The 24,025-nt window shown below is 64.1% G+C and carries 25 protein-coding genes and 1 pseudogene; 11 read left to right on the forward strand and 15 right to left on the reverse strand.

Annotated elements, in window-relative coordinates:
* Positions 1 to 64: 64 nt before the first annotated feature.
* The 7 genes from NKL06_RS19260 to NKL06_RS19290 all read left to right on the forward strand — a co-directional run bounded on the left by NKL06_RS19260 (position 65) and on the right by NKL06_RS19290 (position 7,110).
* On the forward strand, positions 65 to 3,235 hold the full coding sequence (locus NKL06_RS19260) for an efflux RND transporter permease subunit (protein ID WP_023693625.1): 3,171 nt from the start codon (positions 65 to 67) through the stop codon (positions 3,233 to 3,235).
* Positions 3,236 to 3,331: 96 nt separating this feature from the next.
* Positions 3,332 to 3,490: a DUF3309 family protein gene (locus NKL06_RS19265; protein ID WP_023673853.1), complete on the forward strand. Its 159-nt coding sequence runs from the start codon at positions 3,332 to 3,334 to the stop codon at positions 3,488 to 3,490.
* A gap of 262 nt (positions 3,491 to 3,752) precedes the next feature.
* Positions 3,753 to 4,256, forward strand: coding sequence for a DOPA 4,5-dioxygenase family protein (locus tag NKL06_RS19270; RefSeq protein ID WP_348625507.1), 504 nt, complete (start codon positions 3,753 to 3,755; stop codon positions 4,254 to 4,256).
* Between the two features lie 301 nt (positions 4,257 to 4,557).
* Positions 4,558 to 5,013, forward strand: a complete 456-nt coding sequence (locus tag NKL06_RS19275) for a manganese catalase family protein (RefSeq protein WP_081725537.1) — start codon at positions 4,558 to 4,560, stop codon at positions 5,011 to 5,013.
* 260 nt (positions 5,014 to 5,273) lie between these two features.
* Positions 5,274 to 5,882, forward strand: a complete 609-nt coding sequence (locus tag NKL06_RS19280) for a hypothetical protein (RefSeq protein ID WP_023693627.1) — start codon at positions 5,274 to 5,276, stop codon at positions 5,880 to 5,882.
* Positions 5,879 to 6,271 (forward strand): phage holin family protein, encoded by a 393-nt coding sequence (locus NKL06_RS19285; protein WP_023693628.1) that lies wholly within the window; start codon positions 5,879 to 5,881, stop codon positions 6,269 to 6,271. Before NKL06_RS19280 ends, NKL06_RS19285 begins: the two co-directional genes overlap by 4 nt.
* Before the next feature lie 56 nt (positions 6,272 to 6,327).
* A complete protein-coding gene (locus NKL06_RS19290) occupies positions 6,328 to 7,110 on the forward strand; it encodes a hypothetical protein (protein WP_352580763.1) in 783 nt (260 codons plus the stop codon).
* A gap of 275 nt (positions 7,111 to 7,385) precedes the next feature.
* On the opposite strand, the gene NKL06_RS19295 is transcribed toward NKL06_RS19290, so the two are convergent.
* From NKL06_RS19295 to NKL06_RS19315, 5 genes are all read right to left on the reverse strand, one after another.
* Positions 7,386 to 7,631 (reverse strand): MoaD/ThiS family protein, encoded by a 246-nt coding sequence (locus NKL06_RS19295; protein ID WP_023684042.1) that lies wholly within the window; start codon positions 7,629 to 7,631, stop codon positions 7,386 to 7,388.
* Positions 7,632 to 7,654: 23 nt separating this feature from the next.
* Entirely contained in the window at positions 7,655 to 9,919 is a 2,265-nt protein-coding gene (locus NKL06_RS19300; protein WP_023693630.1) for a xanthine dehydrogenase family protein molybdopterin-binding subunit, read from the reverse strand.
* Positions 9,916 to 10,398 carry a (2Fe-2S)-binding protein gene (locus NKL06_RS19305; RefSeq protein ID WP_023693631.1) on the reverse strand — a complete coding sequence of 161 codons (483 nt, stop codon included), beginning with the start codon at positions 10,396 to 10,398 and terminating at the stop codon, positions 9,916 to 9,918. Before NKL06_RS19305 ends, NKL06_RS19300 begins: the two co-directional genes overlap by 4 nt.
* Entirely contained in the window at positions 10,398 to 11,258 is an 861-nt protein-coding gene (locus tag NKL06_RS19310; protein ID WP_023693632.1) for an FAD binding domain-containing protein, read from the reverse strand. The genes NKL06_RS19305 and NKL06_RS19310 overlap by 1 nt, the downstream gene beginning before the upstream one ends.
* A 178-nt stretch (positions 11,259 to 11,436) precedes the next feature.
* The gene (locus tag NKL06_RS19315; protein WP_023693633.1) at positions 11,437 to 12,393 is read right to left on the reverse strand and encodes an SDR family oxidoreductase; all 957 of its coding nucleotides are present in this window, start codon (positions 12,391 to 12,393) and stop codon (positions 11,437 to 11,439) included.
* A gap of 94 nt (positions 12,394 to 12,487) precedes the next feature.
* Between NKL06_RS19315 and NKL06_RS19320 the strand changes: the two genes are divergently transcribed.
* Entirely contained in the window at positions 12,488 to 13,396 is a 909-nt protein-coding gene (locus tag NKL06_RS19320; protein ID WP_023693634.1) for a LysR family transcriptional regulator, read from the forward strand.
* Here the strand turns inward: NKL06_RS19320 and NKL06_RS19325 are convergent.
* From NKL06_RS19325 to NKL06_RS19335, 3 genes are all read right to left on the reverse strand, one after another.
* Positions 13,360 to 14,535 (reverse strand): MFS transporter, encoded by a 1,176-nt coding sequence (locus NKL06_RS19325; RefSeq protein ID WP_023693635.1) that lies wholly within the window; start codon positions 14,533 to 14,535, stop codon positions 13,360 to 13,362. The genes NKL06_RS19320 and NKL06_RS19325 overlap by 37 nt on opposite strands.
* Positions 14,536 to 14,755: 220 nt before the next feature.
* Entirely contained in the window at positions 14,756 to 14,998 is a 243-nt protein-coding gene (locus NKL06_RS32770) for a DUF1244 domain-containing protein (protein WP_502903761.1), read from the reverse strand.
* Between the two features lie 12 nt (positions 14,999 to 15,010).
* Positions 15,011 to 15,808, reverse strand: coding sequence for an N-formylglutamate amidohydrolase (locus tag NKL06_RS19335; RefSeq protein WP_023693636.1), 798 nt, complete (start codon positions 15,806 to 15,808; stop codon positions 15,011 to 15,013).
* A 246-nt stretch (positions 15,809 to 16,054) separates the two neighbouring features.
* On the opposite strand from NKL06_RS19335, the gene NKL06_RS19340 reads away from it, so the two are divergent.
* Complete coding sequence (locus NKL06_RS19340) at positions 16,055 to 16,543, forward strand: DUF1036 domain-containing protein (RefSeq protein ID WP_023693637.1); 489 nt, start codon at positions 16,055 to 16,057, stop codon at positions 16,541 to 16,543.
* Complete coding sequence (gene pyk / locus NKL06_RS19345; protein WP_023673117.1) at positions 16,540 to 17,985, forward strand: pyruvate kinase; 1,446 nt, start codon at positions 16,540 to 16,542, stop codon at positions 17,983 to 17,985. Before NKL06_RS19340 ends, pyk begins: the two co-directional genes overlap by 4 nt.
* 8 nt (positions 17,986 to 17,993) lie before the next feature.
* Here the strand turns inward: pyk and NKL06_RS19350 are convergent, their stop codons facing one another.
* From NKL06_RS19350 to ykgO, 4 genes and pseudogenes are all read right to left on the reverse strand, one after another.
* Positions 17,994 to 18,458 (reverse strand): hypothetical protein, encoded by a 465-nt coding sequence (locus NKL06_RS19350; RefSeq protein WP_023693638.1) that lies wholly within the window; start codon positions 18,456 to 18,458, stop codon positions 17,994 to 17,996.
* A 7-nt stretch (positions 18,459 to 18,465) separates the two neighbouring features.
* Positions 18,466 to 19,532, reverse strand: a pseudogene (locus tag NKL06_RS19355) (alpha/beta fold hydrolase).
* Between the two features lie 109 nt (positions 19,533 to 19,641).
* The gene (locus NKL06_RS19360) at positions 19,642 to 20,223 is read right to left on the reverse strand and encodes a tetratricopeptide repeat protein (protein WP_023690055.1); all 582 of its coding nucleotides are present in this window, start codon (positions 20,221 to 20,223) and stop codon (positions 19,642 to 19,644) included.
* Between the two features lie 113 nt (positions 20,224 to 20,336).
* Positions 20,337 to 20,462: a type B 50S ribosomal protein L36 gene (ykgO, locus tag NKL06_RS19365; protein WP_006327841.1), complete on the reverse strand. Its 126-nt coding sequence runs from the start codon at positions 20,460 to 20,462 to the stop codon at positions 20,337 to 20,339.
* A 242-nt stretch (positions 20,463 to 20,704) separates the two neighbouring features.
* Between ykgO and NKL06_RS19370 the strand changes: the two genes are divergently transcribed.
* Entirely contained in the window at positions 20,705 to 21,133 is a 429-nt protein-coding gene (locus NKL06_RS19370; RefSeq protein ID WP_023684031.1) for a lysozyme inhibitor LprI family protein, read from the forward strand.
* 38 nt (positions 21,134 to 21,171) lie between these two features.
* Here the strand turns inward: NKL06_RS19370 and NKL06_RS19375 are convergent, their stop codons facing one another.
* The 3 genes from NKL06_RS19375 to NKL06_RS19385 form a co-directional block, all read right to left on the reverse strand.
* Positions 21,172 to 22,248, reverse strand: a complete 1,077-nt coding sequence (locus NKL06_RS19375; protein WP_023693640.1) for a 5-(carboxyamino)imidazole ribonucleotide synthase — start codon at positions 22,246 to 22,248, stop codon at positions 21,172 to 21,174.
* Complete coding sequence (gene purE / locus NKL06_RS19380; RefSeq protein ID WP_023684029.1) at positions 22,245 to 22,742, reverse strand: 5-(carboxyamino)imidazole ribonucleotide mutase; 498 nt, start codon at positions 22,740 to 22,742, stop codon at positions 22,245 to 22,247. Before purE ends, NKL06_RS19375 begins: the two co-directional genes overlap by 4 nt.
* A gap of 74 nt (positions 22,743 to 22,816) precedes the next feature.
* The gene (locus tag NKL06_RS19385) at positions 22,817 to 24,022 is read right to left on the reverse strand and encodes an aminotransferase class V-fold PLP-dependent enzyme (RefSeq protein WP_031203187.1); all 1,206 of its coding nucleotides are present in this window, start codon (positions 24,020 to 24,022) and stop codon (positions 22,817 to 22,819) included.
* Positions 24,023 to 24,025: the final 3 nt, after the last annotated feature.

Raw genomic sequence — 24,025 nt, forward strand, 5'->3', positions numbered from 1 at the left:
CCGGGGACAGCCGGGGCGGGGACAACCGGCGGCAATGCGGCTCCTGAAATCTTGAGAACAGGCCATGGATATCGTCAAACTCGCGATCAACAATGCCCGGCTGACCATTGCGGTGCTGGTGTTCCTGCTGCTGGCGGGCTGGGTCGCCTATCAGTCGACGCCGAAGGAAGCGGAACCCGACGTTCCTACCCCTTATGTTTATATAAATGTTGCCTATCAAGGCATCGCGCCCGAAGACGCTGAAAGACTTCTGCTTAGGCCTCTGGAGGCAAAGCTTAAGAGTCTCAAGGGGTTAAAGGAGATGAAATCATCCGCCTATCAGGGCGGTGCCTTTGTCTTCCTTGAGTTTCTGCCGTCTATAAAAGTCGACACCGCGGTGACTGATACACGCTCGAAGGTTCAGGACGCGAAGGCTGACCTTCCCCAAGCGGCAGAAGAACCGGTTGTTACCGAGGTCAACATTTCCGAGTTTCCCGTCCTGGTCGTCACGCTGTCCGGCGATGTGCCCGAGCGTGTGCTTACGGCGGCGGCGCGCGAACTGCGCGACCGCATCGAGGAAGTCCCGGGCGTTCTTGAGGGCACCATACAAGGCGCGCGCGACGATCTCGTCGAGGTCGTCATCGACCCGATGAAGCTGTCCTCCTACGGCCTGCAGCTCGACCAGTTGATCGGCGCGGTCGGCGCTTCCAACAGCCTGGTCGCCGCCGGCAATATCGAGGGTTCGGAAGGCAAATACGCGGTCAAGGTGCCGTCGCTGATCGAGACACCCGAGGATGTCGCGTCCTTGCCGGTGGTCGCCGGCCCCAATGCCGTCGTGCAGGCGAAGGACATCGCCACGGTGCGTTCGACCTTCGCCGACGCCGAGACCATCACTCGCCTCAACGGCAAGCCGGCCATCGCCATCGAAGTCAAGAAGCGCATTGGCGCCAACCTGATCGACACGCTGGCCAAGGTGCGGGAAGTGTCCGACGCCTACGTCAAGACGATGCCGGAAGGCATGAACATCACCTACACGCAGGACAAGTCTGTCTTCGTCAACCAGCTGCTGGGCGACCTGCAGAACCACGTGATGATCGCCGTCATCCTGGTGTTCATCGTCATCCTCTATGCGCTGTCGGGCCGCGCCTCGCTGCTGATCGGGCTTGCCATTCCGTCATCCTTCCTGATCGGCATCCTGCTGCTTGCGATGATGGGCTACACGATCAACATGATCGTGCTGTTCAGCCTTATCCTGGCGGTCGGCATGCTGGTCGACGACGCCATCATCGTCACCGAATTTGCCGAACGGCGCATGGGCGAAGGCATGCCGAAGGCGGAAGCCTTCACGCTGGCCGCCAAGCGCATGGCCGGTCCGGTCATCGCCGCGACCATGACCCGCATCGCGGCGTTTTCGCCGCTGCTGTTCTGGCCCGGCATCATCGGCGACTTCATGAAATACATGCCGATCACGCTGATCGTCACGCTGTCGGCCTCGATGCTTTATGCGCTGGTGTTCGCGCCGACGCTGGGCGCGCTTTTCGCCAAGGCGCCGGAGCATCACGAGGAACACAATCGCGACGGCTGGTACATGGCGCTGGTCAAACAGGCGGTGCGCTTCCCCATCACCGTGCTGGTGCTCACCGCCGTGCTGCTCACCGGCGTCGGCTTCGCCTATTCGAAATATGGCGCCGGCGTCGAGTTCTTCCCCAGCGTCGAGCCCGATTACGGCCTGCTCTATGTGCATGCCCGCGGCAATCTCTCGCTGGCCGAAATGGACACGGCGACCAGGATCGCCGAAAACCGGCTGCTTGGCTGGCCTGGCGTCAAATCGGTCTATACCCGCGTCGGCAAGACGCAGGGCGGCGGACAGGACGTGCCGGAGGACGTCGTCGGCGTCATCCAGTATGAGTTCATCGACTGGCGCGAGCGCAAATCGGCGAACAACATCCTGGATGAGCTGCGCACCGTCATGGCCGGCATTCCCGGCGTCGATGTCGAAGTGCGCGTGCCGGAGGCCGGTCCTCCCACGGGCAAGGCGGTGCAGCTGCGGCTTTCGGCCATCGACCCCAAAGGGCTCGACGACCAGGCCCGCGCGGTTGCGGCGCGCATTGCCAAGGTGCCCGGTGTCATCGACGTTTCCGACGGCCTGCCGCCGCCCGGCGTCGACTGGGCGCTCGAGGTCGACCGCGCCAAGGCGGCGCAATACGGTATCAGCCCGACCGCCGTCGGCACGGTGGTGCAACTGGTGACCAACGGGTTGAAGCTGTCCGAGTACAGGCCTGCCGGCGCCGACGATGCCGTCGACATCAGGCTGCGGCTGCCTGAAGACCGCCGCACGCTGTCGACGCTCGACGAGCTCCGGGTGCAGACTGCGCAAGGCTCGGTGCCGATCTCCAACTTCGTCGTGCGCAAGCCGGAGCCGACCGTCGGCATCCTCAACCGCATCGATGGCGCCCGCACAGTGGTCGTCCAGGCCAACGTCGCCGCCGGTAACCAGGTTGCGGCGGTGCAGGCGGAGGTGACCAAGGCGGTCACCGACATGAAGCTCGACAACGGCATACGCTGGAAGCTGGCGGGGTCGAACGAGGACAGCGCCGAAGCCAGCGCCTTCCTCGGCAAGGCCTTCGGCGCGGCGATCTTCCTGATCTTCCTGGTGCTCTTGATGCAGTTCAACAAGTTCACCAGCGTGCTTCTGGTGCTGTCCTGCGTGGTCATGGCGACGATCGGTGTGTTCCTGGGGCTGCTCCTGACCGGCGAGGCCTTCGGCATCGTCATGTCGGGCATCGGCGTCATCGCGCTGGCCGGCGTGGTGGTGAACAACAACATCGTGCTCATCGACACCTATGACCGGCTGCGCGAAGAGGGCTGGGACAAGATGGAGGCGGTGCTGCAGACCTGCCGCGAGCGCGCCCGCCCGGTGGTGCTGACGGCGGTATCGGCCATCCTCGGCGTGCTGCCGATCGCCTTTGGTCTCGGGCTGGAAATCTTCCATCACGAGACGACGATCAACGCGCCGTCGACGCAATGGTGGATTTCGCTGTCCTCGGCCATCGTCTTCGGCCTGTCCTTCGCCACGCTGCTGACGCTGGTGGTGACGCCGTCCATGCTGATGATCTTCACGCGCAGCAAGAACAGCCGCTTCTACGCGTTCTTCCGCCGGCTGTTCGGCCGCGACAAGAAGCCCGATGCGCCTATGGGGCCGAGACCGGGTCCGCTCGACGAGCCGGCAATCGCCTTCCCGAAAGCCGCGGAATAGCTGCATTCGACCAGTCAGACAAAAGGCCGTCCGGAACAACCGGGCGGCCTTTTGCATTGTCCCCTCGTATCCGACCAGCAAGGCGAGGGACTCTTAATGACCGTCAGCACCATCCTCATCATTGTCTTGATCCTGATCCTGATCGGCGCCGTACCGGCCTGGCCGCATTCGCGCTCCTGGGGCTATGGGCCATCGGGCATCGTCGGCATTGTGCTGGTGGTGCTGCTGATCCTGGTGCTGATGGGCAGGGTTTGATTGGGGCAAGAGACCTCTGCGATCAGCGGGTCCTCGCCCGATGAAGTGCTGGCAATAGGCATACGGCGGCGCCCGCCCCCACTCCGTCCGCTTCGCGGCCACCTCTCCCACATGTCCATGGGGGAGAGGAAATGCCAAGCTTTTCAAGGCAGCGATCTTGGCGATTAGCATTTCCTCTCCCCCACGAATGTGGGGGTAGAGGTGGCTGGGCGAAGCCGAGACGGAGCGGGGGAGCTCCATATGCGATTGGCCCGAAATCGAGATGACGAGCACACGCTGTGCCCCCCTTGGCCACCCCGCCCCCTTGCGTATACGCTGCCCGCACCATAATCGCCGAGGGAGCCATCAAGGTGAACACCGCCAACCCGCAAGGCCGCTCGCCGAGATCGCCAGCTATCACGCCCACATCTACTATGACGGCCAAGCCGAGCGGCAACACGCCGAATGGCTGCGCCTGCGCATCGGCGAACGTTTTCGCGTGCGCCTGGGCAACTGGCGCGACGAGCCGGTCGGCCCGCACGAGCAGGCCATGTACCAGGTCTCCTTCGCCACCGAGATCTTCGCCACGCTGGTCCCATGGCTGATGCTGAACCACGGCGGCCTGAGCATTCTCATCCACCCCAACACCACCAACCCCAAACGCGACCATCTCGTCGATCCGATCTGGATCGGCCGGCCGCTGGGGGTGCATGGGGAGGTGCTCGGCGAGGAAGATGAGGCGGAAGAGGCGCTGGAGGTGAATACGGAGCCGACGTTGGGGGCGTAGGGAGGCGTTCTGCAAAGTAGAGACTTGGCCTTGGAGACGCGTTCACCAGTAGCCTAGCTCAGGCATGCCTCAGGTCTTTGAGCTGGCCCCAGCGGAATCCCAAAGGCAGAAATTCGAGCGTACAGGCGGACCGGCACGATCCACCCCAGAAAAGTACGCCCAGCAGTCATTAGCGATGAGTGCAATCTCCAGCCGCAGAGTCGGCGAGCTGGTGGGCATGGCGTCAAAGCAGCGGGGGTAAGGTGGTCGCGGAAGCGCTACCGCCTTTCCCCGACAGGTCGGCGGCTCGGCCCTCAACGGGATGAACGTCCGCCAAATCTTGTCGACCGGCCTGGCCGCACTGCCTGAAAACGCCAACGGCGTTTCCCTTCAATGCTTCGCATCCCTACGCCGGCGGCAATCTTGCGCAGATATGGTCGCAAACGTCACTGCGGAAGGAAGTGGCCGCGTACTTGCTACCCGCCTGTACAACATGACCAACGATCCCGGCATGAAGGACATCGTGTCCTTCCTTATTGCGCGCGACACCATGCACCCACAGCAGTGGCTCACGGCCATTGAAGACATGGGCGGACTTAACGCGTTTCTGCCGGTCCCAACTCCTTCCCGTGTGTATCAGGACGTATCCTATGCCTTCATCAATTGCTTCGTCGAAGGTATCGAACCAGCGCGGGGCCGTTGGAGGATGGACCGTCGATGGACGGCAAGGGAGAGTTCTCCCTGGTCGCCGGTACGCCGAGGCGGGGCCGCCGAATAGGCAAAGATTGCAATACAGGAGGCAGCCGGCACTCGGCTCCTGCCCACGAGGGACAGGGCAACTCACTGTTGACTGGGTGCGTGCCTGACGAAGCTCTTCGTTTCGGCTGAGATAAATGCTCTCACTTACGGAACATCGCAGGTTCGTCGAAGTTGGAAAGCTACGGAGGACGTGCACATGAACAGTGTAATCTATCTTATCGGCCTTATCGTCGTCGTGCTCGCGGTCCTCTCCTTCCTCGGTTTTCACTAGGTGGCCTCATGCAGCATGAGAAGGATCAGGGTGGACAGCCCACCGATTTCGACAAGGCGAAAAGCGACGTCTCCGAAAGACTTCGCCAGGAAAATGAGCGTGCCAGCGAGTTGCTTCACGACGCGCGGGACGAGGTGACCCGTAAGGCTGGCGACTATGCATCTGAAGCCACGCAGGTCATCTCCGACAAGGCGGAGGAGGCGCAGCGCGACATCGGATCGAGCTTGGCGGCGTTGGGTGGTGCACTGCGAGCGGCCAGCGATCACCTTGCCAGCAACGATGAAAGGAACGCATCGAAGTTCGCTTTGGATGCTGCCAGTGGCCTTGAGCGGCTTTCATCGTCCTTGAAACAGAAGCCCTTTAGCCAAGTCCTTGATGACGTCCAGTCCTTCGGCCGGCAAAATCCCGGTGTCCTGCTTGCGGGATCGGTGTTGGCCGGATTGGCTCTCGGGCGGTTCATCAAGGCTTCTCCGCCGGCAAGGCCCGATTCTGAGGCCGCTCCGGGAGGCCTCAAATCACACACCGATCAGCCACAGGGTTGGTCCGCTGATCGTCCACAAGATTTTGGCGTGGTCGGCGATGATGGGGCCACGCAGATCGCGGAGCAGGACAGATGAACAACCAGGACAATCCCAGCCTTGCCGGGCTAGTCACCGATTTGGCCCAGAATGTCACCACTCTGGTGCAAACCGAGGCGAGGCTGTTTCGGGCCGAGCTCTCTGAAAAGCTTACCAAAGCCGGAGCAGGTGCCGCGGAAGTGCTGGGCGGCGCGATTTGCCTGCTCGCCGCGCTCTTGGTGTTGCTGCAGGCGCTCATTATCGCACTGACGCGGGCAGGGCTTGGCGCGGGATGGTCTTCCCTGCTGGTCGGTGTGGTCGTGGCGGTCCTCGGCGTCATCCTGCTGCGGACGGGGACGGCCAGCATGGCGCCTTCGGAACTTACCCCCGACCGGACCCAGGGACAGCTCAAGCGCGACGCGAGCGCGATTAAGGAACAGGTGAGATGAACGAGAAATCCGCAGCCGAACTTGAACGCGAGGCCGAGGCTGCTCGCGCTCGGGTGATGGAGACCGCCGAATCCATTCGAGGCAAGATGACGCCTGGACAATTGCTGGATGAGTTCACCGGGCTGTTCTCGGGAGGGGAGAGCGCGGCCATGCTCAGAAATCTCAGAACGCAGGTCCGAGACAATCCTTTGCCGGTCACCATGGTGGGCGCAGGTCTGGCCTGGCTGATGTTCGGCAGCGGTACCTCAAACACAGCCCACCGTTCGGCTGGCTATCCATTGCCTTCAGCGCCGGGACGACATGATGTAGCAGGGGAGCGCGGCGGCTTGGGCGGCACGCTCTCCGACGCCGCGGAATCGCTCTCCTCGAGCGCTGCCAGCGTCGGCGACACCATATCGAGCACCGCAAGAGCCGCTGCGGCGGGTCTGACGGGAAGCGCTGCCAATGCAAGCTCGACGACTGGGGACATGGCGGCGAAAGCCAGCCGCTCCGCGCAAGATCTGTTGGAGGACCAACCCTTGGCCGTAGCGGCCGTCGGTCTCGCCATCGGCGCCGCTATAGGTGCAATGCTGCCCCATACCGCAACGGAGGACGAGCAACTAGGCGCCTATGGCGACAAGCTTCGCGATTCCGCCGAAACTTTGCTCAATAGGGGCCTCGATGAGGCCAAGCAGGTCGCCGCCGAAGCCTATGAGACCATCAAGCAGGAAGCTGGCCGGCAAGATATGGAAGCAGACACGATAGCCGATCAGCTCGGCGAGATCGTGAAGTCCACAGCAGACAAGACCGAGCATGCCGTGCGCGAACGTATTTCCGATACGTCTCAGCGCCAAACCTAGCTTGATGATCCTGGATCAACGATAGCCGGCCTCTCCAGAAAGGGGCCGGTGTTGTCCGTCAAACGGTGACCCGCTCGAGTCACTTCAGAGCGGTGTGCGGACTGATGTCCCTTGCCGATAGTAATCCAGCGGATCAGGTTCTCTGGATTATTGGCCAACCCGCCGCCGATAAGACGCGGTCAGCAAAACTGGTATCTAGGCGAGGACCGACCTGCACTTGAAGGTCGCAGACCGAGGATGCCGGTCCGCTCTGGGACGTAGGGCGACACCCCACTTCACCCCCCAGCCAGCCGCGGCAGCAGAAAAATCTCCGCCCCCGGCGGCAGTTCCTTCGACCACGTATCGCGATAAATCGTCCCGTCAATGGCCACCGCGATGCCCTTCTCGATCCAGGGCTCGATGCCGGGATACTGTTCAGCCAGTTTCCTGAACAGCTCCCTGATGTCCTTGGCCTCGACCTCGACCTTGCTCTGGCCGCCGGCGAGCTGGCCCAGCGCGCCCCAGAGCGTCACTTCGACCATTAGGGCAAGAACCTCATTTTGCCCTAGCCTCCCCGTTCCGCCTCGATCGCGGCGAGAACCCGTGGCGGCGACATCGGGATGTGGGTCATGCGCACGCCGGCTGCGTTGGAGACGGCATTGGCGATCGCCGCCAGCGGCGGCACGATCGAGGTTTCGCCGACGCCGCGCACGCCATAGGGGTGGTTGGGATTAGGTATCTCGAGGATCTGCGTGTCGATCATCGGCAGGTCCGAGCAGACCGGGATGCGATAGTCGAGGAAGCCGGCGTTCTGGAGACGCCCGTCCTTGCCGTAGATATACTCCTCGTTGAGCGCCCAGCCGATGCCTTGCGCCGCACCGCCCTGGTACTGGCCCTCGACATAGGTCGGGTGCACCGCCTTGCCGGCATCCTGGATCACCGTGTAGCGGATCACCCTGGTCGAGCCGGTATCGGGGTCGACCTCGATGTCGCATATATGGGTGGCGAAGGAGACGCCGGCGCCGTCGGCGACGAGTTCGCTGTGGCCGGCGATCGGCCCGCCGGTCTTGCCGGAAGCGGCGGCGATCTCCTTCAGCGACAGGGCTGCAAGATTGCCGTATTTTTCGCCCTTGGCGATGGCGTGGCCGTTTTCCCAGACCACGTCGTCGACGGGGATGTCCCACGTCTGGGCGGCGCGCTCACGCAGGATCTTGATGGCGTTGCGGGCGGCCGAGATGGTCGCCATCGAGGACGAGAAGGTGCCGCGGCTGCCGTCGGTCATGTCGTTGTAGCCAAGCGAGGACGTGTCGGCGACCACCGCCTTGAGCTGGGCATAGTCGATGCCGAGCTCCTCCGCCGCCACCAGCGACAGCGAGGCGCGCGAGCCGCCTACGTCCACCGTGCCGACGGCCAGCGACACCGAGCCGTCCATGCCGATGTTCAGATCCACGCAGGTCTGGCCGCCGAAGTTGAACCAGAAGCCGCAGGCCATGCCGCGGCCCTGGTTCTTGCCCAGCGGGGCCTTCATGTGCGGATGGTGCTTGGCCGCTTCCAGCGTCGGACCGATGCCGATCGGGCCGTAGACCGGGCCATAGGAAGACCTTGTGCCTTCCTGCGCGGCGTTCTTGATGCGGAACTCGACCGGGTCCATGCCGAGTTCCTTGGCCAGCTCATCGACTGCACTTTCCACCGCGAATGCCGCCATCGGCGCGGAGGGCGCGCGATAGGCCGCGGTCTTCGGCCGGTTGACCAGCACTTCGAAGCCGACGGTCTGGACGTTATCGAGCTTGTAGCAGGCGAAGGCCGTCATGGCGCCGATCTCGGCCCAGGTCCCGGCATAGGGCCCGCTGGTGTAGCGCAGCGTCGCCTCGGCGGCGGTGATGGTGCCGTCCTTGCGGGCGCCGATCTTGACGTCGATCGAGGTCGCGCTTGTCGGACCCGAGGCGCGGAACACCTCGTCGCGGGTCATGACGAGCTTCACCGGCCGACCGGCCTTGCGCGACAGCGCCAGCGCCACCGGTTCGGCCCAGACATGGGTCTTGCCGCCGAAGCCGCCGCCGATTTCCGACGAGGTGACACGCAGCTTCGAGGCTTCCAGCCCGAGCAGTTGCGCGCAATGCTGGCGGTAGACGAAATGGCCCTGCGTGCAGACCCAGAGGTCGGCGGTGCCGTCGGACGAGACGCTCGCCACGCAGGCATGCGGCTCGATATAGCCCTGATGCGTCTGCTCGGTCTTGAAGGAACGCTCGACGATGACATCGGCGTGGCCGAAACCCTGATGGACATCGCCATGGCCGAACTGGCTGCGCTTGGTGACGTTGGACGGCTTGACCGGCTTTTCCTCGAGACCCTCGGTGAAGATCGTGTCGTTGATCAACGGCGCGGTGTGCTTCATCGCCTCGTCGACATCGGTGACATGCGGCAACAGCTCGTATTCGACCTCGATGAGCTTCAGCGCCTGCCTGGCCGTGCGGGCATCGACGGCGGCGACCGCGGCCACGGCGTGGCCGTCATAGAGCGCCTTGCCGCGCGCCATGCAATTGTCGAGGACGTCGTACATGGCGGCATCGCCATCGGTGAGATCGGGCAGGTCGGCGGCGGTGATCACCGCTTTCACGCCGGGGAGCTTTTCCGCTTTCGAAGTGTCGATCTTGAGGATCCTGGCATGCGCATGCGGGCTGCGCAGGACACGCCCGACCAGCTGTCCCGCCATGTTGAAGTCGGCGCCGTAGCGGGCGCGTCCGGTCACCTTGTCGACGCCGTCGGGACGGATGGGCCGCGTGCCGACGGAGGAGAATTTGCGGCCCGAAAAGCGTGGATCGAAGTTCATGCGTGCGCTCCCTTCATCACATTGGCCGCGTCCTGGACCGCGCGCACGATCTTGTCGTAGCCGGTGCAGCGGCAGAGGTTGCCGGCGAGGCCGAAGCGGATTTCTTCCTCGGTAGGATCGGGGTTCTTGGCCAGAAGGTCCTTGGCCGCGATGAGGAAGCCCGGCGTGCAGATGCCGCATTGCAGCGCCGCATGCTCGAGGAATTTCTGCTGCAGCGGATGCAACTGATCGCCATGCGCCATGCCCTCGACGGTTTCGATATGCCGGCCTTCGGCTTCAGCGCCGAGCACAAGGCACGAGCAGACGAGCCGGTCGTTGAGGATGATCGAGCAGGCGCCGCAGTCGCCGGTGCCGCAGCCTTCCTTGGCGCCGGTCAGCCCGAGCCGGTCGCGCAGGACGTCGAGCAACGTCTCGTCGGGCTGGCAAAGGTATTCGACGCTGTCGCCGTTGATTGTCGTTGAAACTGCTACACCGGCCATCATTTGCCTCCTGCGCGTGCGTAGGCGGTCGTCGCGGCCCGTCCGGCCAGCACGCCCGCAACTTTTCGTCTGAACTCGATGGTGCCGCGCTTGTCGTCGATGGGGCGGCAGGCCCCGGCGCAGATCTTGGCGAGCCGCTCAAGTGCCGCCTCGTCCAGCTTCCGGCCGATGAGGGCCTCGGCTGCTTCTTCAACCAGAAGCACGGTCGGGGCCGCGGCGCCCAGCGCGACGCGGGCGGCTGTTATGACGCCATGCTCGTCGAGCGTCAGGTTCACGCCGGCGCTCACCACCGCGATGTCCATCTCGGTGCGCGGGATGAATCTGAGGTAGGCGTCGCCCGAACGCGGCGCGCGCTTGTCGAGCAGGATCGCCTCGACGATCTCACCCTTGGTGAGCGATGTCTTGCCAGGCCCGATCGGCACAGCCTCGACCGGAATGGTGCGCTTGCCCGACGGACCGGCAACCACGGCCTTTGCGGCGGCGGCCACCAAGGCCGGGACGCTGTCGGCGGCCGGCGATGCGTTGCACAGATTGCCAACGATGGTGCAGCGGCCCTGGACCTGTTTCGAGCCGATCAGCTTCGACGCTTCGACGACACCGGGCCAGGCCTTCTTCAGAACCGAGCTCTCGCCCAGGACGGCGCAGGGGACGGTGGCGCCGATGCTGAAGCCGTCGGCCGTCTCCCTGATCTCGCTCAAGCCCTCGATCGCCTTGATGTCGACGATCAGGTCGGGATCGACAAACCCGCCCTTCATCCGAACGAGGAGGTCACTGCCTCCAGCGAGAATGGCTGATGTGCCGGAAGCGTCGGCCAGCAGGCCAACGGCGTCTTCGATTGAAAGCGGACGTATGTAACGCATCGTCTCCCCTTGGTGATGGTGATCTCGCCGACCGTTATAAACAGTCTCCTCATAATGACCATCCGGTTGCTGATTTCCAGCGATTGGGCCAGCACCGCGAGAGAGATTTTTGTCTAAAGTCTTTGTTTTGATGCATGTCGTTGTCCCAGAACCGCGCACACTTCTGGGCGACATGCATTTAAGCGGCGTCTTTTGCATTGTCGAGGCTGATGCCGATGTCCTTCAATGCCTCGGCCACGGCCTCGTCCAGCGGCGTGTGCGGGACTTCGCCGATGATGCTTGCCAGCCGGTCGGACACGAGCCGGTGCGGTTCGAAGCGCAGATAGGACATCGAGACGATCTCGCGCCACATCGCCACGAACGGGCTGCCGGCGCGCAGCACCCACCAAGGCATGAAGGTCAGTTTCAGCGGACGTCCCAACGCTTTCTCGGCCGCGGCCTTTATGTCCATGTCGGTGACGGCGTGGCCGGGGAAGTTGAGCGCCTCATAGATGCCGAGCTTGTCCAGGTTGCGCGCCACGCCGACGAAGCCGACGGCGAAGTCCGGCAAATAGGCCCATTCATGCACGAGGTTGGCCGGGCCGGGCGCGGTGTAGACGCCCTTGTTCATCTTGGCGGCGACGACGAGGTCGAACCATGAACCGCTGCCCGTGCCGCCGAAGAAATCGCCGGCGCGCAGGATGATGGTGCGGACGCGACCGGCATCGGCCTCGCGGCGAAACAGCGCTTCCATGGCGCAGCGGATGCGGCCCTTCTCGGTCGTCGGGCGGAACGGCGTGTCTTCGGCGACGAGCTGAGGCATCGGCGAGCCGTAATTATAGACGGTGCCGGGGAAGAGATGCAGCGCGCCATTGGCATGGCAGGCGGCCACGACGTTTTCCGCCATCGGCAGGCATTTGCTCCAATCGGTGTAGATCGGGTTGAGGCCGTTGAAGATGATGTCGACGCCTTGCGTGGCGCGGATCAGCGCCTCGCGGTCGAGCGCATCGCCGGCGACGGCGGTGGCGCCCTTGAGTTCGGCCGGGACCTTGCCGGTGCGGGTGACGGCGCGGACATCGAAGCCGGCGTCGATGAAGGCTTTGCCAACCACGCGGCCGAGCCGGCCATTGGCCCCCAGAATTGCGATCTTGGTCATTTTCTTCTCCGTGTATGTGTTTGCACGGCGAATATGATGCCTCCATATGCGAATGAAAATTGACTGTGGATGCAGCTTTGTTATTCATAAATGAATGGAAGATATCGATTGGAACCTGATCAAGAGTTTCGTTACCGTGGCGGAGACCGGCAGTCTGTCGGCCGCGGCGCGCAAACTGTCGGCCAGCCAACCGACGCTCGGGCGTCACATCGGTGAGCTCGAACAGGCGTTGGGCGTCACCTTGTTCCGGCGCGGGCGGCGCGGCTATGCGCTGACGGAAGCAGGCGCCACGCTGTTCGAACGCGGCAAGGCGGTGAGCGAGCAGGCGAGCGCGTTCTCACTACTGGCATTGGGCTCGGTCGAGGCGATCGAAGGCACGGTGCGCATTGCCGCCAGCGAGGTGGTGGCGGCCTATGTGCTGCCGAGGATGACGGCGCGGCTCGGCATCGAGGAACCCGGCATCGAGGTCGAGATCGTCGCCTCGAACCAGGTCGAGAACCTGCTGCGAAGGGATGCCGATATCGCCATCCGCATGGTCAAGCCGGCGCAGAACGAGCTGACGGCGCGCAAGGTCTGCGATATCAAGCTCTGCTGCTGCGCGGCTAAATCCTATCTCGACACGTACGGCCGCCCGCTCAAGCCCGCCGACCTTCTCGACCATCCGCTGATCGGCTTCGACCGCAGCGACGAGATGATCCGGGGCTTTACCCAGGCCGGCATCCCCGTCACCCGAAGCAGCTTCCGCTTCAGGGCCGACAACCAGATCGTTCTGTGGGAAGCGCTGCGGGCGGGAAACGGCGTCGGTCTTGGCCAGGAGCCGCTGGCCGACAGCGACCCGTCGCTGGAGAAACTGCTGCTCGGCCTGCCACTGCCCAGCCTGCCGGTGTGGCTGGCCATGCATCGCGACGTGCGCACCAGCGTGCGCATCCGCCGCGTAGCGGATTTCCTCTACGAGGAGCTGAAGCGCTATTCGGCGGGGGCGGCCGCGAATTCGGCGCGGTGAGCGAGCCCGGCCATCAAAAGCACGACGATCAACAGCCCCGACATGGCGACGAAGATCGGCCCGAAGCTGGAATGCTCGGCGACGAAGCCGATCGCCGACGGCGCCACCAATATGCCGGAATAGCCCATGGTGGTGACGACGCTCATGCCGGTGCCCGACGACATGCCTTCCTGATTGCCGCCTGCCGAGAAGATGATCGGCACCATGTTGGCGATGCCGAAGCCGCACAGGGCAAAAGCCGCGATGGCGATCCAGGGCGAAGGCGACAGGCCGGCGACCAGCATGCCGGCGGCGGCGACCACCGCCGAGCCGCGCAGCGTCGCCACCGCGCCGAAGCGGTTGCGCACGCCGTCACCGAAAAAGCGCATGACAGCCATGACGCCGGAGAAGGCGGCGTAGGCAAGGCCGGCGATGGCGAGGTCGGCGCCGAGCTCCTGCCTGAGATAAAGCGCTGCCCAGTCGAGCACGGCGCCCTCGGAAATCATCGTCAGCAGCGCCATGAGCCCGACAAGATAGACCAGCGGGTTGGCCGGCAGCGCAAATTTGTGATGTTCGGCGGCATGCGGCTTGTGCTCGGCGATGAGGTAGCCGACCGCCACGGCAATGACGGCAAAAGCAATGACCGTGACTACAGCCGCATGGGCGAGGTGGCCGTAAGTCTGGATGGCGTAACCGCCCAGACCGCCGCCGGCGAAACCGCCGAGGCTCCAGAAGCCGTGCGACGACGACATGATGGCGCGGGAGAGCCGGCGCTCGACCACCACCGCATTGGCGTTCATGGCGACATCCATGCCGCCGATCGAGCCGCCGAAGATGATCATGGCGATCGCCGCCAGCGGGACGTTGGGCGCCAGCGCCACGACCAGCAGGCCGAGGCTGCCGCACAGGCCGAACCAGCGCAACACGGTGCGCGAGCCATGCCTGGAGATCAGATGGCCGCACCAGCTCATGGCCGCGACCGCGCCGACGCCGAACAGAAGGATCAGCAGACCGAGGGTGAATTTCGAGATGTCGAGCCGGGTCAGGAACACCGGAATCTGCGGCGCCCAGCTGCCGGTCAGGAAGCCGTTGGCGAGGAATATCGCTGCTACGGCCCATCGCCCGCGAATGGCTCTCTGCATGGTGTCTTGCGCGTTCATGGCCCGAATCCGGTCAAGGAATGGCTTTGCGCGGCAAATTAGATCGATTCAATTTCTCGTCAAGCGCTTGGCTGCGAAAAGCTTGTGGGCCACATCTAAGGGGAAACCGTTAGGCGCTGTCCCGCCGACGTCAATCCTGTGAACCGCGCGCTACTTCAGTGATCCCTCGGCCGTCTTGCCTCGAACTCCGCTTTCTTGGCGTCCGAAGCCTCGGTCTGGTTCAGCGCCTGCCATTGCGCATAGGGCATGCCGTAGACGATTCGCGCGACTGATCCTTGCCGAGATCGACGCCCTCAGCCTCGGCCGCTTCGCGATACCAGTTCGACAGGCAGTTGCGGCAGAAGCCGGCGAGGTTCATCAGGTCGATGTTTTGCACATCGCTGCGCTCGCGCAGATGATCGACCAGCCGGCGGAAGGCCGCGGCCTCGAAATCGCGTTTCTGGTCATCGCTGAGTTCGGTCATTGCCTTGGATCCTCACAGCGGCCCGGTGCGCGAGCCGAACATCTTCACCTGATGTATATCGGGACGGCGGTCGATGGCGTCAACGATCGGCGCCAGCCGTTCCGTCCAGGCCAGCGCCCCCTTGCGGTCTGATATCAGGTCCTGGCGGATCTCGATCAGCGCATGGGCAAAGCCGTTGACGATGGCGTGCTTGAACATGGTGTCGCCGCGCAACGCGCCGTCATAGGGTTCATTGTCGCCGACGACGAGGTTTTTATCCTGCGCCAGCATGTCGATCAGCGGCCGCGCCACGCGGTCGTCGAGGTCCCACAATATGCCGACATGCCAAGGGCGGATGAAGCCCTGCATGACAGGGGTGAAGGAGTGTACGGAGAAGATGAACGGCGCTTTGCCTGAGGCGTGCGCCACCGACGCGATCATGGCGCCGACCGCGTCCTGATAAGGCCGGTAGAAGCCGTCGAGCCGCCTTTCGCGTTCGGCCGGTGCCATGGGATAGTTTCCCGGCACGACGGTGCCGTCATAGAGCTGGCGGATCAGCGTCGGGTCGTCCTCGCCGCGATTGGGATCGATCAGCAGCCGCGAAAAATTGGCGATCACCGCCGGCACGTCGAGCGCTGCGGCCAGTTCGCGCGTCACCGTCTCGACACCGATGTCGTAGGCGATATGGCGATCGAGTTCCGCCGCCGGCAGGCCGAGACTGCCATACTCCTCCGGCAGGTCGCGGCGGGCATGGTCGGCGACAAGCACGATGCCTCGCTTGCGGTCGCCTTCGACGATATCGAAAGGCGCGAAAACTGTGGATCGGGTCATTGGCTGGAAAGGTCTGTTCGCTGGCTTCCGGGGAGGGTGGTACCGTCATTCCCACGAAGAGGATTGTTGCGCAATGCCGTTGTTTGGCCACGGTTTCTGCGAAAATCCTGTGACGCGCGGCAGATCGCGTGTCGGGGGCCTTTCTAAATCGATTGGAATTGGACAGAACGGCGCGTTGACATGCGCCCGGACTTTTCCGAAAAGGGGCGTTGAGAGATGCAGATGACGTTATTGAGGGGTTTCGGGATGGGTTCCGCCGGCAGGCCGCGTGCGCGCACCGCCTTTGCCGTGCAGCTCCTGACCCTGACGCTAGGGCTCACCGCGCTGGTCGCGGCTTCGCCCGCCCGCGCCGATTTCCGCGTCTGCAACGCCACGCAGAACCTGGTCGGCGTCGGCATCGGCTACCGCGCCAAGGCAGGCTGGATCACCGAGGGGTGGTGGCACATCGAAGGATCGAGCTGCAAGACGCTGATCGAAGGTCCGCTGTCATCGAGGTTTTACTATCTTTATGCAGAAGACGCCGAGCGCGGCGGGCGCTGGGATGGCCCGATCAACATGTGCGTGGCCGAAAAAGAATTCAAGATTGCCGGCGTTACCGATTGCGTCGCCCGGGGCTTCCAGCGCGCCGGATTCCAGGAATATGACACGGGCGAGCAGGCAAGCTGGATGGTCCAGCTGACCGATGAGTCCACAACGGGAGGCGCTCCAGCCGCCCCGGGAACAAACAGTCAATGAGACGTAGCCGCAAGGTCAAGATCCTCGCCACCATCGGTCCTGCCTCCTCGTCCGAGGAGATGCTGCAGAAGCTGTTCGAAGCCGGCGCCGATGTCTTCCGCATCAATATGAGCCACACCGATCACGAGCTGATGCGCACGCTGGTCGGCCGCATCCGCGCGGTCGAGGAAAAGGTCGGCCGTCCGATCGGCATCCTGGCCGATTTGCAGGGACCGAAGCTGCGCGTCGGCAAGTTCGCCAACGGCAAGGAGGTTCTGACGCCGGGCCAGACCTTCACCCTCGACAACAATCCCGAGCCCGGCACGTCGACCCGGGTCTACCTGCCGCATCCCGAAATCCTTAGCTCGGTCGAGGCCGGCCACCGTCTGTTGATCGATGACGGCAAGCTGGAGCTCAGGGCGGTGAAGAGCGACGGCAAGTCTATCACCTGCACCGTCGTCGCCGGCACCACCATTTCCGACAAGAAGGGCGTCAGCCTGCCCGACACCGACCTGCCGGTCGGTGCGCTGACCGAAAAGGACCGCAAGGACCTCGATGCGGTGCTGGCGGAAAGCGTCGACTGGGTGGCGCTGTCCTTCGTGCAGCGGCCAGAGGATTTGGCGGAAGCCCGCAAGATCGCGCGCGGCCGGGCACTGATCATGGCCAAGATTGAAAAGCCGCAGGCCGTCGCCCGGCTGGCCGAAATCATCGAACTCTCCGACGCGCTGATGGTCGCCCGCGGCGATCTCGGTGTGGAAATGCCGCTGGAAGCGGTGCCCGGCATCCAGAAGCAGATCACGCGCGCCGCGCGCCGCGCCGGCAAGCCGGTGGTGGTCGCCACGCAGATGCTGGAATCGATGATCACCGCGCCGGTGCCGACCCGCGCCGAGGTGTCCGACGTGTCGATCGCCGTGTTCGAGGGCGCCGACGCCATCATGCTTTCAGCCGAATCCGCTGCCGGCGCCTATCCGGTCGAGGCGGTGGCGATGATGAACCGCATCGCCACCAAGGTCGAGACCGACCCGACCTATGCCGGCATCATCAACGCGCAGCGCTCGGAACCGGAAGCAACCGGCGCCGACGCCATTTCGCTCGCCGCCCGCGAGATTGCGGAGACGCTGAAACTGTCGGCGATCATCACCTATACGGCGTCGGGCACCACGGGCCTGCGCGCCGCGCGCGAGCGGCCGCAAGTGCCGATCATCGCGCTGTCGCCGATCCTCAACACGGCGCGGCGGCTGTCGCTCTTGTGGGGCACGCATTGCGTCGTCTCGCCCGACGCCAGCGACCTCGACGACATGGTCGACCGCGCCTGCCGCATCGCTTTCGAAGAGGGGTTCGGTCAGCCGGGCGACCGCGTCATCATCACGGCGGGCGTGCCGCTGAGGACGCCGGGTTCGACCAACATGCTGCGCATCGCCTATGTCGGGTCGGACGTGCAGGCCACCCGCAACATAGGTTGACAGAGGCTTCAACTCATCACAGTTCGCAGCGCTCTTGCCGCACCTTCGGCGTGATCGATACGCTGAAGGAAGCGGTGTGCGCGAGGGATTGGGTCATAGAGATACTGATCCGGGCCGCGCATCTTTCGCCGGTTGAGGTCGGCGGTGTCGAGCAGGTCGAAATCGACCCTTTCCAGCGTGCAGTGCCAGCCTGCGCTATGCGAAGCCCATCCCCTTCCGTGGTGCTGCAGAAGCCGCTCTCGGCTGGAATAGCCGTGATAGTCGAAGGCGATCACGCCGTTCGTCATATAGATATGGTTGCCGTAGAAATCCTCGCCCGGAATGATCCGTTCGCCGTAGAATCCGTCCAGGGGAGGATGGCTGAGGAAGGTGCCCGCAAGGATGTGGCAGGCGCCGTAGCCGAAGAAGATGCGATCCGGTAGCGCCCAGAACGCTTCGGGGTTTTTCTTGATTCCGTGCTTCAGGACATACATGCGGCCGTCACGTCGGGGCGAGTTGCGCGTCGGGCACCGTAATGTCGGGGCACTGTGCATCGTTGTAGGCGTCGCCGGCGATCCGCGCTTCCACGGTTTTTGCCATTGCCTGCAGGTCGACGTCCTTGCCGGCGACTTTCTCGATCGCGCCGACGACGAGGTCGGAGGCGATCCAATCCGGCTTGTGGCCCAGATTGTGGACCCAGATCAGTTCGGCGCCGGGGATGTCCCTGACCAGGCCGACCGAATGGATCGAGGCATAGACCACCTTGTCGCGGTCGCCCGTGATGACGATCGTCGGCGCTGTGATGTCGCGGTAATGCGGCGCGGCCTTCAGCGTATAGTCGTAGAGGCCGGCGACATCGATGGCGTTGGCGCGGAAAGCGCCGGGACGCAGCACCAGCGGAATCGAGGCATTGCCGACATAGCCTTCCGGCACCTTGTTGGGAGAAAACACGCAGGCCGTGGCGCTGTCCATCTGCAGCGTGCCTGCCGGATAGGTCAATGTCTCCGAGAACAGCCAGCCGATGATGGGGTGGCGGTCAGCTTGTAGTACCAGGCGGTCGCGCCGCCCGGCCAGGGGTGGCTGACCGGCGACAGAAAGACCAGCCCGAGCGTCTTCTCCGGGTGTTCGCGGCCAAAGGCGGCGGTGATCACGCCGCCAAACGAATGGCCGACGATGATCGCATTGTGGATGCCGAGACGGTCCATCAGGCTGGCGATGGTGTCGGCCTGCGCCGACGGGCTCTCATTGTTGCCGGGGCCGCGTGCCGACCAGCCGAAGCCCGGCCGGTCGAGGAAAACCATCTCGGCGCGGCCTTCGAGCAAAGGCCTGATCGGCAGCATCTGATCCCTAAGATTGGCGCTGGCGCCGTGGATGAAGACGATGGCCGGCAGCTCTGCATTTTGCGGAGCCGGCACGTGGACATAGTGGATGCGGGTGCCGTCGATGTCGGCAAATTCGCCGGCCGGCGGGTTGCGCCACTCGATCAGCCACGCGCCGGCCCGGGTGACACCGGCCAGGGCAAAGACGAGCGCGAGGAGCAAAGCACAGGCGGCGTAAATGAGGTTCATGCGCGGAGATACGGGGGTGGAGGGGGATAAGTTCTAGGGAGTAGGGAAGTGGCGTCTCGACCAATCTTCTCTACTGACTACTCACTAATCCCTAATTCCTACTGCCTAATCAAATTCCTTCGCCGGCAAGCTCTTCCGAAATTGCCGCGACCTGGTCCTGGGCGCTGCGCATCATCGGATAGATGGTAAGCACCTTCTGCCAGGCTTCGAGCGCCGATTGCTTGTGGCCGGTGGCGGCCATGATCTGGGCCAGGCCGGAAAGCGCGCCGAAATGGCGTGGTTCCAGCTGCAGCGTCTGGTCGATGTCGGACATCGACTTCCCGAAATTCTTCATCATGTAATGGACGGTGGCGCGCCGGTTCCAGCCTTCGGCATATTTTGGCTGCAGGATGACGACCTGGTCGAGGAAGTCGAGGGCGACGTCGAACTTCTGGTCGTCAATCGCCTTTTGCGACCATTGCATCATCAGGTCGATCGAGGCGCTGCCGGACTGGAACCATTCGCCCCAGATGCGCCCGGCGATGCGCTCGGCCGCCTTTTCGTTGCGCTCGCGCTTCAGCTCGGCAAACAGTTGGTCGAGCCTGGCTTCCCTGGTCAGGGCAACCGGCGGCTTTGCCGGCGGATCGTCCGCCGACGCCGGAGCGACGCCGAAAAGAAAGAGGGTGGCCAAAAATGCAAAAAGAATCCGCATCGCCGGAATCTAACCCCGGACGGCGGATCGTCAAACTGAAATTAGCGTGAAAGTGCCTGGAACTAGGCAATTACCATCGTATGGACGGAGGCAACGAGCCTCCGGCCGAACACTCAGCCCTGGCGCGCCTTGTAGCGTGGAGCGGTCTTGTTGATGATGTAGACGCGGCCCTTGCGGCGAACCAGCTGGTTGTCGCGGTGACGCGCCTTCAGCGCCTTGAGCGAATTCTTGATCTTCATGGTCTTGCCCGTCGGTCTGGGCCCTGTCCGGGCCGAATTATTAAGGCGCGCCTGAAAAGCGCGCCTTTGAACTTGCGGTGGCTCATAAACGAGGAGCCTTGCCCGTGTCAACCGCAAGCGTGCTGGATAGAGGCCGAGAATGGCTTTGGCCATCAAATATCCGCCATCTCGGCTCCACGCCATTGCGCGGCCGAAGGCGGGCTGGAATGGTGCGGCACCCGCAAGCCGATTTGGAGACCTCTATGCGCCTGTTGTTTGTGTCCGCGAGCCTTGCCGTTATGGCAGCCGCCTCCATCGCGCAGGCGCAGGAATGCGACCGCAACGACGACAGCCAGCAGATGATGAACATCTGCGCCGGCGAGGACTATCGGGCCGCCGATGCCAAGCTCAACCAGGCCTACAAGGATCTCGTCGGTCGCAACGACGACAAGGGCAGGAAGCTGCTGCAGGTCGCGCAACGCGCCTGGATCGCCTTCCGCGACGCCGAATGCGCCTACACGACGACAGACAGCGAGGGCGGCTCCATCCATCCGATGGAGGTTTCACAATGCCTGACCGAACTGACGGACCAGCGCATCAAACAGCTCACCGCGGGCGCCAATTGTAGGGAAGGCGATGCGAGTTGCGCCAGCCCCGACGAAGACGGGGATCTGAACGACGAGCTGCAATAGGGCTCGAGCCACGCCCTCGCGCAAAGTGCCGGAATGGCTTAGCTACGGCGGCTGATGCGCGTGAAATGGCCCATCTTGCGGCCTGGGCGCGCTTCCGCCTTGCCGTAGAGATGCAGCATCAGATCGGGCTCGGCGAGCAAAGCGGGTACGCGCAGCACATCGTCGCCGATCAGGTTTTCCATGATGCAGTTTGAATGCCGGCCAGGGTTGCCCAGCGGCAGGCCGGCAATGGCGCGGATATGCTGCTCGAACTGCGAAACGATGCCGGCGGCTTCCGTCCAGTGGCCGGAATTGTGCACGCGCGGCGCCATTTCGTTGGCCAGCAGCGTGCCATCGGCAAGAACGAAGAACTCGACGCCGATGACGCCGACATAGTCGAGGGCCGCCAGGATTTTCGCTGCCGACCCCTGTGCCGTCGCCGCCGTCTCCAGCCTGATCTGGGCCGGCAGGGTCGAGGTATGCAGGATGCCGTCGCGGTGGACGTTCTCAGCCGGATCGTAGGCGGCGACCGCGCCGTCCAACCCGCGCGCGGCGATGACCGAGATTTCGCGCTCGAAAGCGACGAAGGATTCGAGGATCAGCGGCACATTGCCCATGGTCTCGCATGTGCCGGCAAAGCCGCCCGTCTCCATGTTGCGGAAGACGCGCTGGCCCTTGCCGTCATAGCCCATGCGGCGGGTTTTCAAGATGCCGCTGCCACCGAACTCTCTCAGCGCCGCCGTCAGCTCGTCGTCATTGTCGACGGAGCGGAAATCCGCTGTCCTGATGCCGATGCCGTTCAGGAATAGCTTCTCCGCCAACCTATCCTGGGCAACTTCCAGCGCTCGCGGCGGCGGATAAACCGGGACCTTGGAAGCAAGTGCGCCGGCGGCCGCCACCGGCACATTCTCGAATTCGTAGGTGACGACGGCGCTGACTGCCGCCAGTTCGGCAAGGGCGTCCGCATCGTCATAGGCGGCGGTGATCTGGCGGTTGGCGACCTGAGCCGCCGGGCAATCGGCCTGCGGTTCGAGGATAGTTGTGCGGTAGCCGAGGCGCGCTGCGGCAACAGCCAGCATGCGGCCGAGCTGGCCGCCGCCGATGATGCCGATGCTCGATCCCGCGGGCAGGCTCACGGCGCATCCGTCGGTTCGGTGGCGACCCTGGCGGTTTGGGCGGTGCGCCAGGCATCCAGGCGGGCGGCAAGTTCTTCGTCGTTCAGCGCCAGCACGGCGGCCGCCAGAAGGGCGGCGTTGGCCGCACCCGCCTTGCCGATGGCAAGCGTGCCGACCGGAATGCCGGCCGGCATCTGGACGATGGAGAGCAGCGAATCCTGGCCTGACAGCGCCTTCGATTCGACCGGTACGCCGAACACCGGCAGCGGCGTCATCGCCGCCGTCATGCCGGGCAGGTGGGCGGCGCCGCCGGCGCCGGCGATGATCACCTTGAAGCCGGCCGCCTTGGCGCCCTTGGCGAAATCATAGAGGCGGTCCGGGGTGCGGTGGGCGGAGACGATCAGCCGCTTGTGCGGAATGCCCAGCGCCTCCAGCGTTTCGGCGGCGTGGCGCATCGTCGCCCAGTCGGACTGGCTGCCCATGATGATGGCGACGTCGGCGCGGTGGTCGGTCAAGCGCATGCTCCCGGCGGTAAAGGCGCGCCTTAGCGGAATTCGGGCTGGCCCGCAAGGATGGCGGCCGCCGCAGCCTAGTCCGGCCAGCGCAGGGCGCCGGATGAATCCTTTCGCGGCTGTCTCATCGCATCCGCCGGCCTGTCGGCCGCGGTGAGCACGGCGCGGAGGCGTTCGGCGACGATCTCGGCCTCGCCTGGGTGCAGATTGCAGGGGTCGAGGAAGAAATGGCCACGCTCGACCTCGTGATTGCGCACGATGATGGGCGGCGATCCGGCCGCCAATGCCGAGGCGAGGCCGGCGGCACTGAAGCGGCTTTCGGGGGAGACGAAGATCTGCAGCCGGTCGAGCGGATTGGCGGTCGGGTCGGGAATGATGTTTGCGACGATGCCGGGTGTTCCCTGCAGCGAATCCCTCCATAGATTGAGCGCCGCTTCCTCGCGTCGGCGGATGCCGGCATGGTCGCGCTTTTCCCAGGCTTCGAGCGCCGCCATGGTGCCGGCGATGCTTTCCTTGCCGACCTTCATGGCGCGGGCGACGCCGCGGTTTTGCAGATAGGCGGCGCGGACGAGATCCTTGCGGCCGGCGACGATGCCGCTGGTCGGCCCCGAAAGGAATTTGTGGCCGCTGTAGACGACGATGTCGGCGCCGCGCGCCAGGAAGCTGCGCAGGTCATATTCGGAAGCCGCATCGACGATCACCGGCACGCCCCTGGCGTGGCAGATATCGCAGAATTCCTCCAGGGAAAGCATGCCGTATTGCACGGTGTGGTGCGCCACGACGTAGAGCGCCGCCGCCGTGCGCTCGTTGATAGCCTCGCGCACATGATAATCCTGCGTGACGCTGACCGTGCCGGCCGGAATGACCTTGGCGCCGGCGACGCGGATCGACTGGTCGATCGGTGCGCCGTAATTGACGATATGGCCAAGCTGGATGACGACTTCGGACTTCAGGCCTTCGGTGTCGTCGGGCAGCCGTTCGATCGCCAGCAAATTGGTGCCGGTCATTGCCCCGGCGATCGCCATTGTGATGCCTGAGGCGCAGCAGGCGGTGATGAAGCCGGCCTCGCCGCCGGTGAGGCGGGCGGTGATCACGCTTGCGGCGCGCTGCAGATCGTCCATCTCCACCCATTGCGAGGCGATCTCGGCCATGGCGCTGATCGCCTCGGGAACGATGATCGAGGCGCCGAGCGTCGTCATCGTGCCGGAGACGTTGATGATCGGCCGCAGTCCCAGCCGTTCACGGATCGTGGTGTTGGAGCCGGTGTCGGAATAGGTTTTCATGTT

The sequence above is a fragment of the Mesorhizobium sp. C268A genome, assembly GCF_040324475.1.
Classification (GTDB): Bacteria; Pseudomonadota; Alphaproteobacteria; order Rhizobiales; family Rhizobiaceae; genus Mesorhizobium.

What these genes read in the sequence shown, in the direction of transcription:
- NKL06_RS19260 (WP_023693625.1), top strand. Translation starts at nt 65, where the DNA reads ATGGATATCGTCAAACTCGCGATCAACAATGCCCGGCTGACCATTGCG.
- NKL06_RS19265 (WP_023673853.1), top strand. Translation starts at nt 3,332, where the DNA reads ATGACCGTCAGCACCATCCTCATCATTGTCTTGATCCTGATCCTGATC.
- NKL06_RS19270 (WP_348625507.1), top strand. Translation starts at nt 3,753, where the DNA reads ATGACGAGCACACGCTGTGCCCCCCTTGGCCACCCCGCCCCCTTGCGT.
- NKL06_RS19275 (WP_081725537.1), top strand. Translation starts at nt 4,558, where the DNA reads ATGAACGTCCGCCAAATCTTGTCGACCGGCCTGGCCGCACTGCCTGAA.
- NKL06_RS19280 (WP_023693627.1), top strand. Translation starts at nt 5,274, where the DNA reads ATGCAGCATGAGAAGGATCAGGGTGGACAGCCCACCGATTTCGACAAG.
- NKL06_RS19285 (WP_023693628.1), top strand. Translation starts at nt 5,879, where the DNA reads ATGAACAACCAGGACAATCCCAGCCTTGCCGGGCTAGTCACCGATTTG.
- NKL06_RS19290 (WP_352580763.1), top strand. Translation starts at nt 6,328, where the DNA reads ATGGAGACCGCCGAATCCATTCGAGGCAAGATGACGCCTGGACAATTG.
- NKL06_RS19295 (WP_023684042.1), bottom strand. Translation starts at nt 7,631, where the DNA reads ATGGTCGAAGTGACGCTCTGGGGCGCGCTGGGCCAGCTCGCCGGCGGC.
- NKL06_RS19300 (WP_023693630.1), bottom strand. Translation starts at nt 9,919, where the DNA reads ATGAACTTCGATCCACGCTTTTCGGGCCGCAAATTCTCCTCCGTCGGC.
- NKL06_RS19305 (WP_023693631.1), bottom strand. Translation starts at nt 10,398, where the DNA reads ATGGCCGGTGTAGCAGTTTCAACGACAATCAACGGCGACAGCGTCGAA.
- NKL06_RS19310 (WP_023693632.1), bottom strand. Translation starts at nt 11,258, where the DNA reads ATGCGTTACATACGTCCGCTTTCAATCGAAGACGCCGTTGGCCTGCTG.
- NKL06_RS19315 (WP_023693633.1), bottom strand. Translation starts at nt 12,393, where the DNA reads ATGACCAAGATCGCAATTCTGGGGGCCAATGGCCGGCTCGGCCGCGTG.
- NKL06_RS19320 (WP_023693634.1), top strand. Translation starts at nt 12,488, where the DNA reads ATGGAAGATATCGATTGGAACCTGATCAAGAGTTTCGTTACCGTGGCG.
- NKL06_RS19325 (WP_023693635.1), bottom strand. Translation starts at nt 14,535, where the DNA reads ATGAACGCGCAAGACACCATGCAGAGAGCCATTCGCGGGCGATGGGCC.
- NKL06_RS32770 (WP_502903761.1), bottom strand. Translation starts at nt 14,998, where the DNA reads ATGACCGAACTCAGCGATGACCAGAAACGCGATTTCGAGGCCGCGGCC.
- NKL06_RS19335 (WP_023693636.1), bottom strand. Translation starts at nt 15,808, where the DNA reads ATGACCCGATCCACAGTTTTCGCGCCTTTCGATATCGTCGAAGGCGAC.
- NKL06_RS19340 (WP_023693637.1), top strand. Translation starts at nt 16,055, where the DNA reads ATGGGTTCCGCCGGCAGGCCGCGTGCGCGCACCGCCTTTGCCGTGCAG.
- pyk (WP_023673117.1), top strand. Translation starts at nt 16,540, where the DNA reads ATGAGACGTAGCCGCAAGGTCAAGATCCTCGCCACCATCGGTCCTGCC.
- NKL06_RS19350 (WP_023693638.1), bottom strand. Translation starts at nt 18,458, where the DNA reads ATGTATGTCCTGAAGCACGGAATCAAGAAAAACCCCGAAGCGTTCTGG.
- NKL06_RS19360 (WP_023690055.1), bottom strand. Translation starts at nt 20,223, where the DNA reads ATGCGGATTCTTTTTGCATTTTTGGCCACCCTCTTTCTTTTCGGCGTC.
- ykgO (WP_006327841.1), bottom strand. Translation starts at nt 20,462, where the DNA reads ATGAAGATCAAGAATTCGCTCAAGGCGCTGAAGGCGCGTCACCGCGAC.
- NKL06_RS19370 (WP_023684031.1), top strand. Translation starts at nt 20,705, where the DNA reads ATGCGCCTGTTGTTTGTGTCCGCGAGCCTTGCCGTTATGGCAGCCGCC.
- NKL06_RS19385 (WP_031203187.1), bottom strand. Translation starts at nt 24,022, where the DNA reads ATGAAAACCTATTCCGACACCGGCTCCAACACCACGATCCGTGAACGG.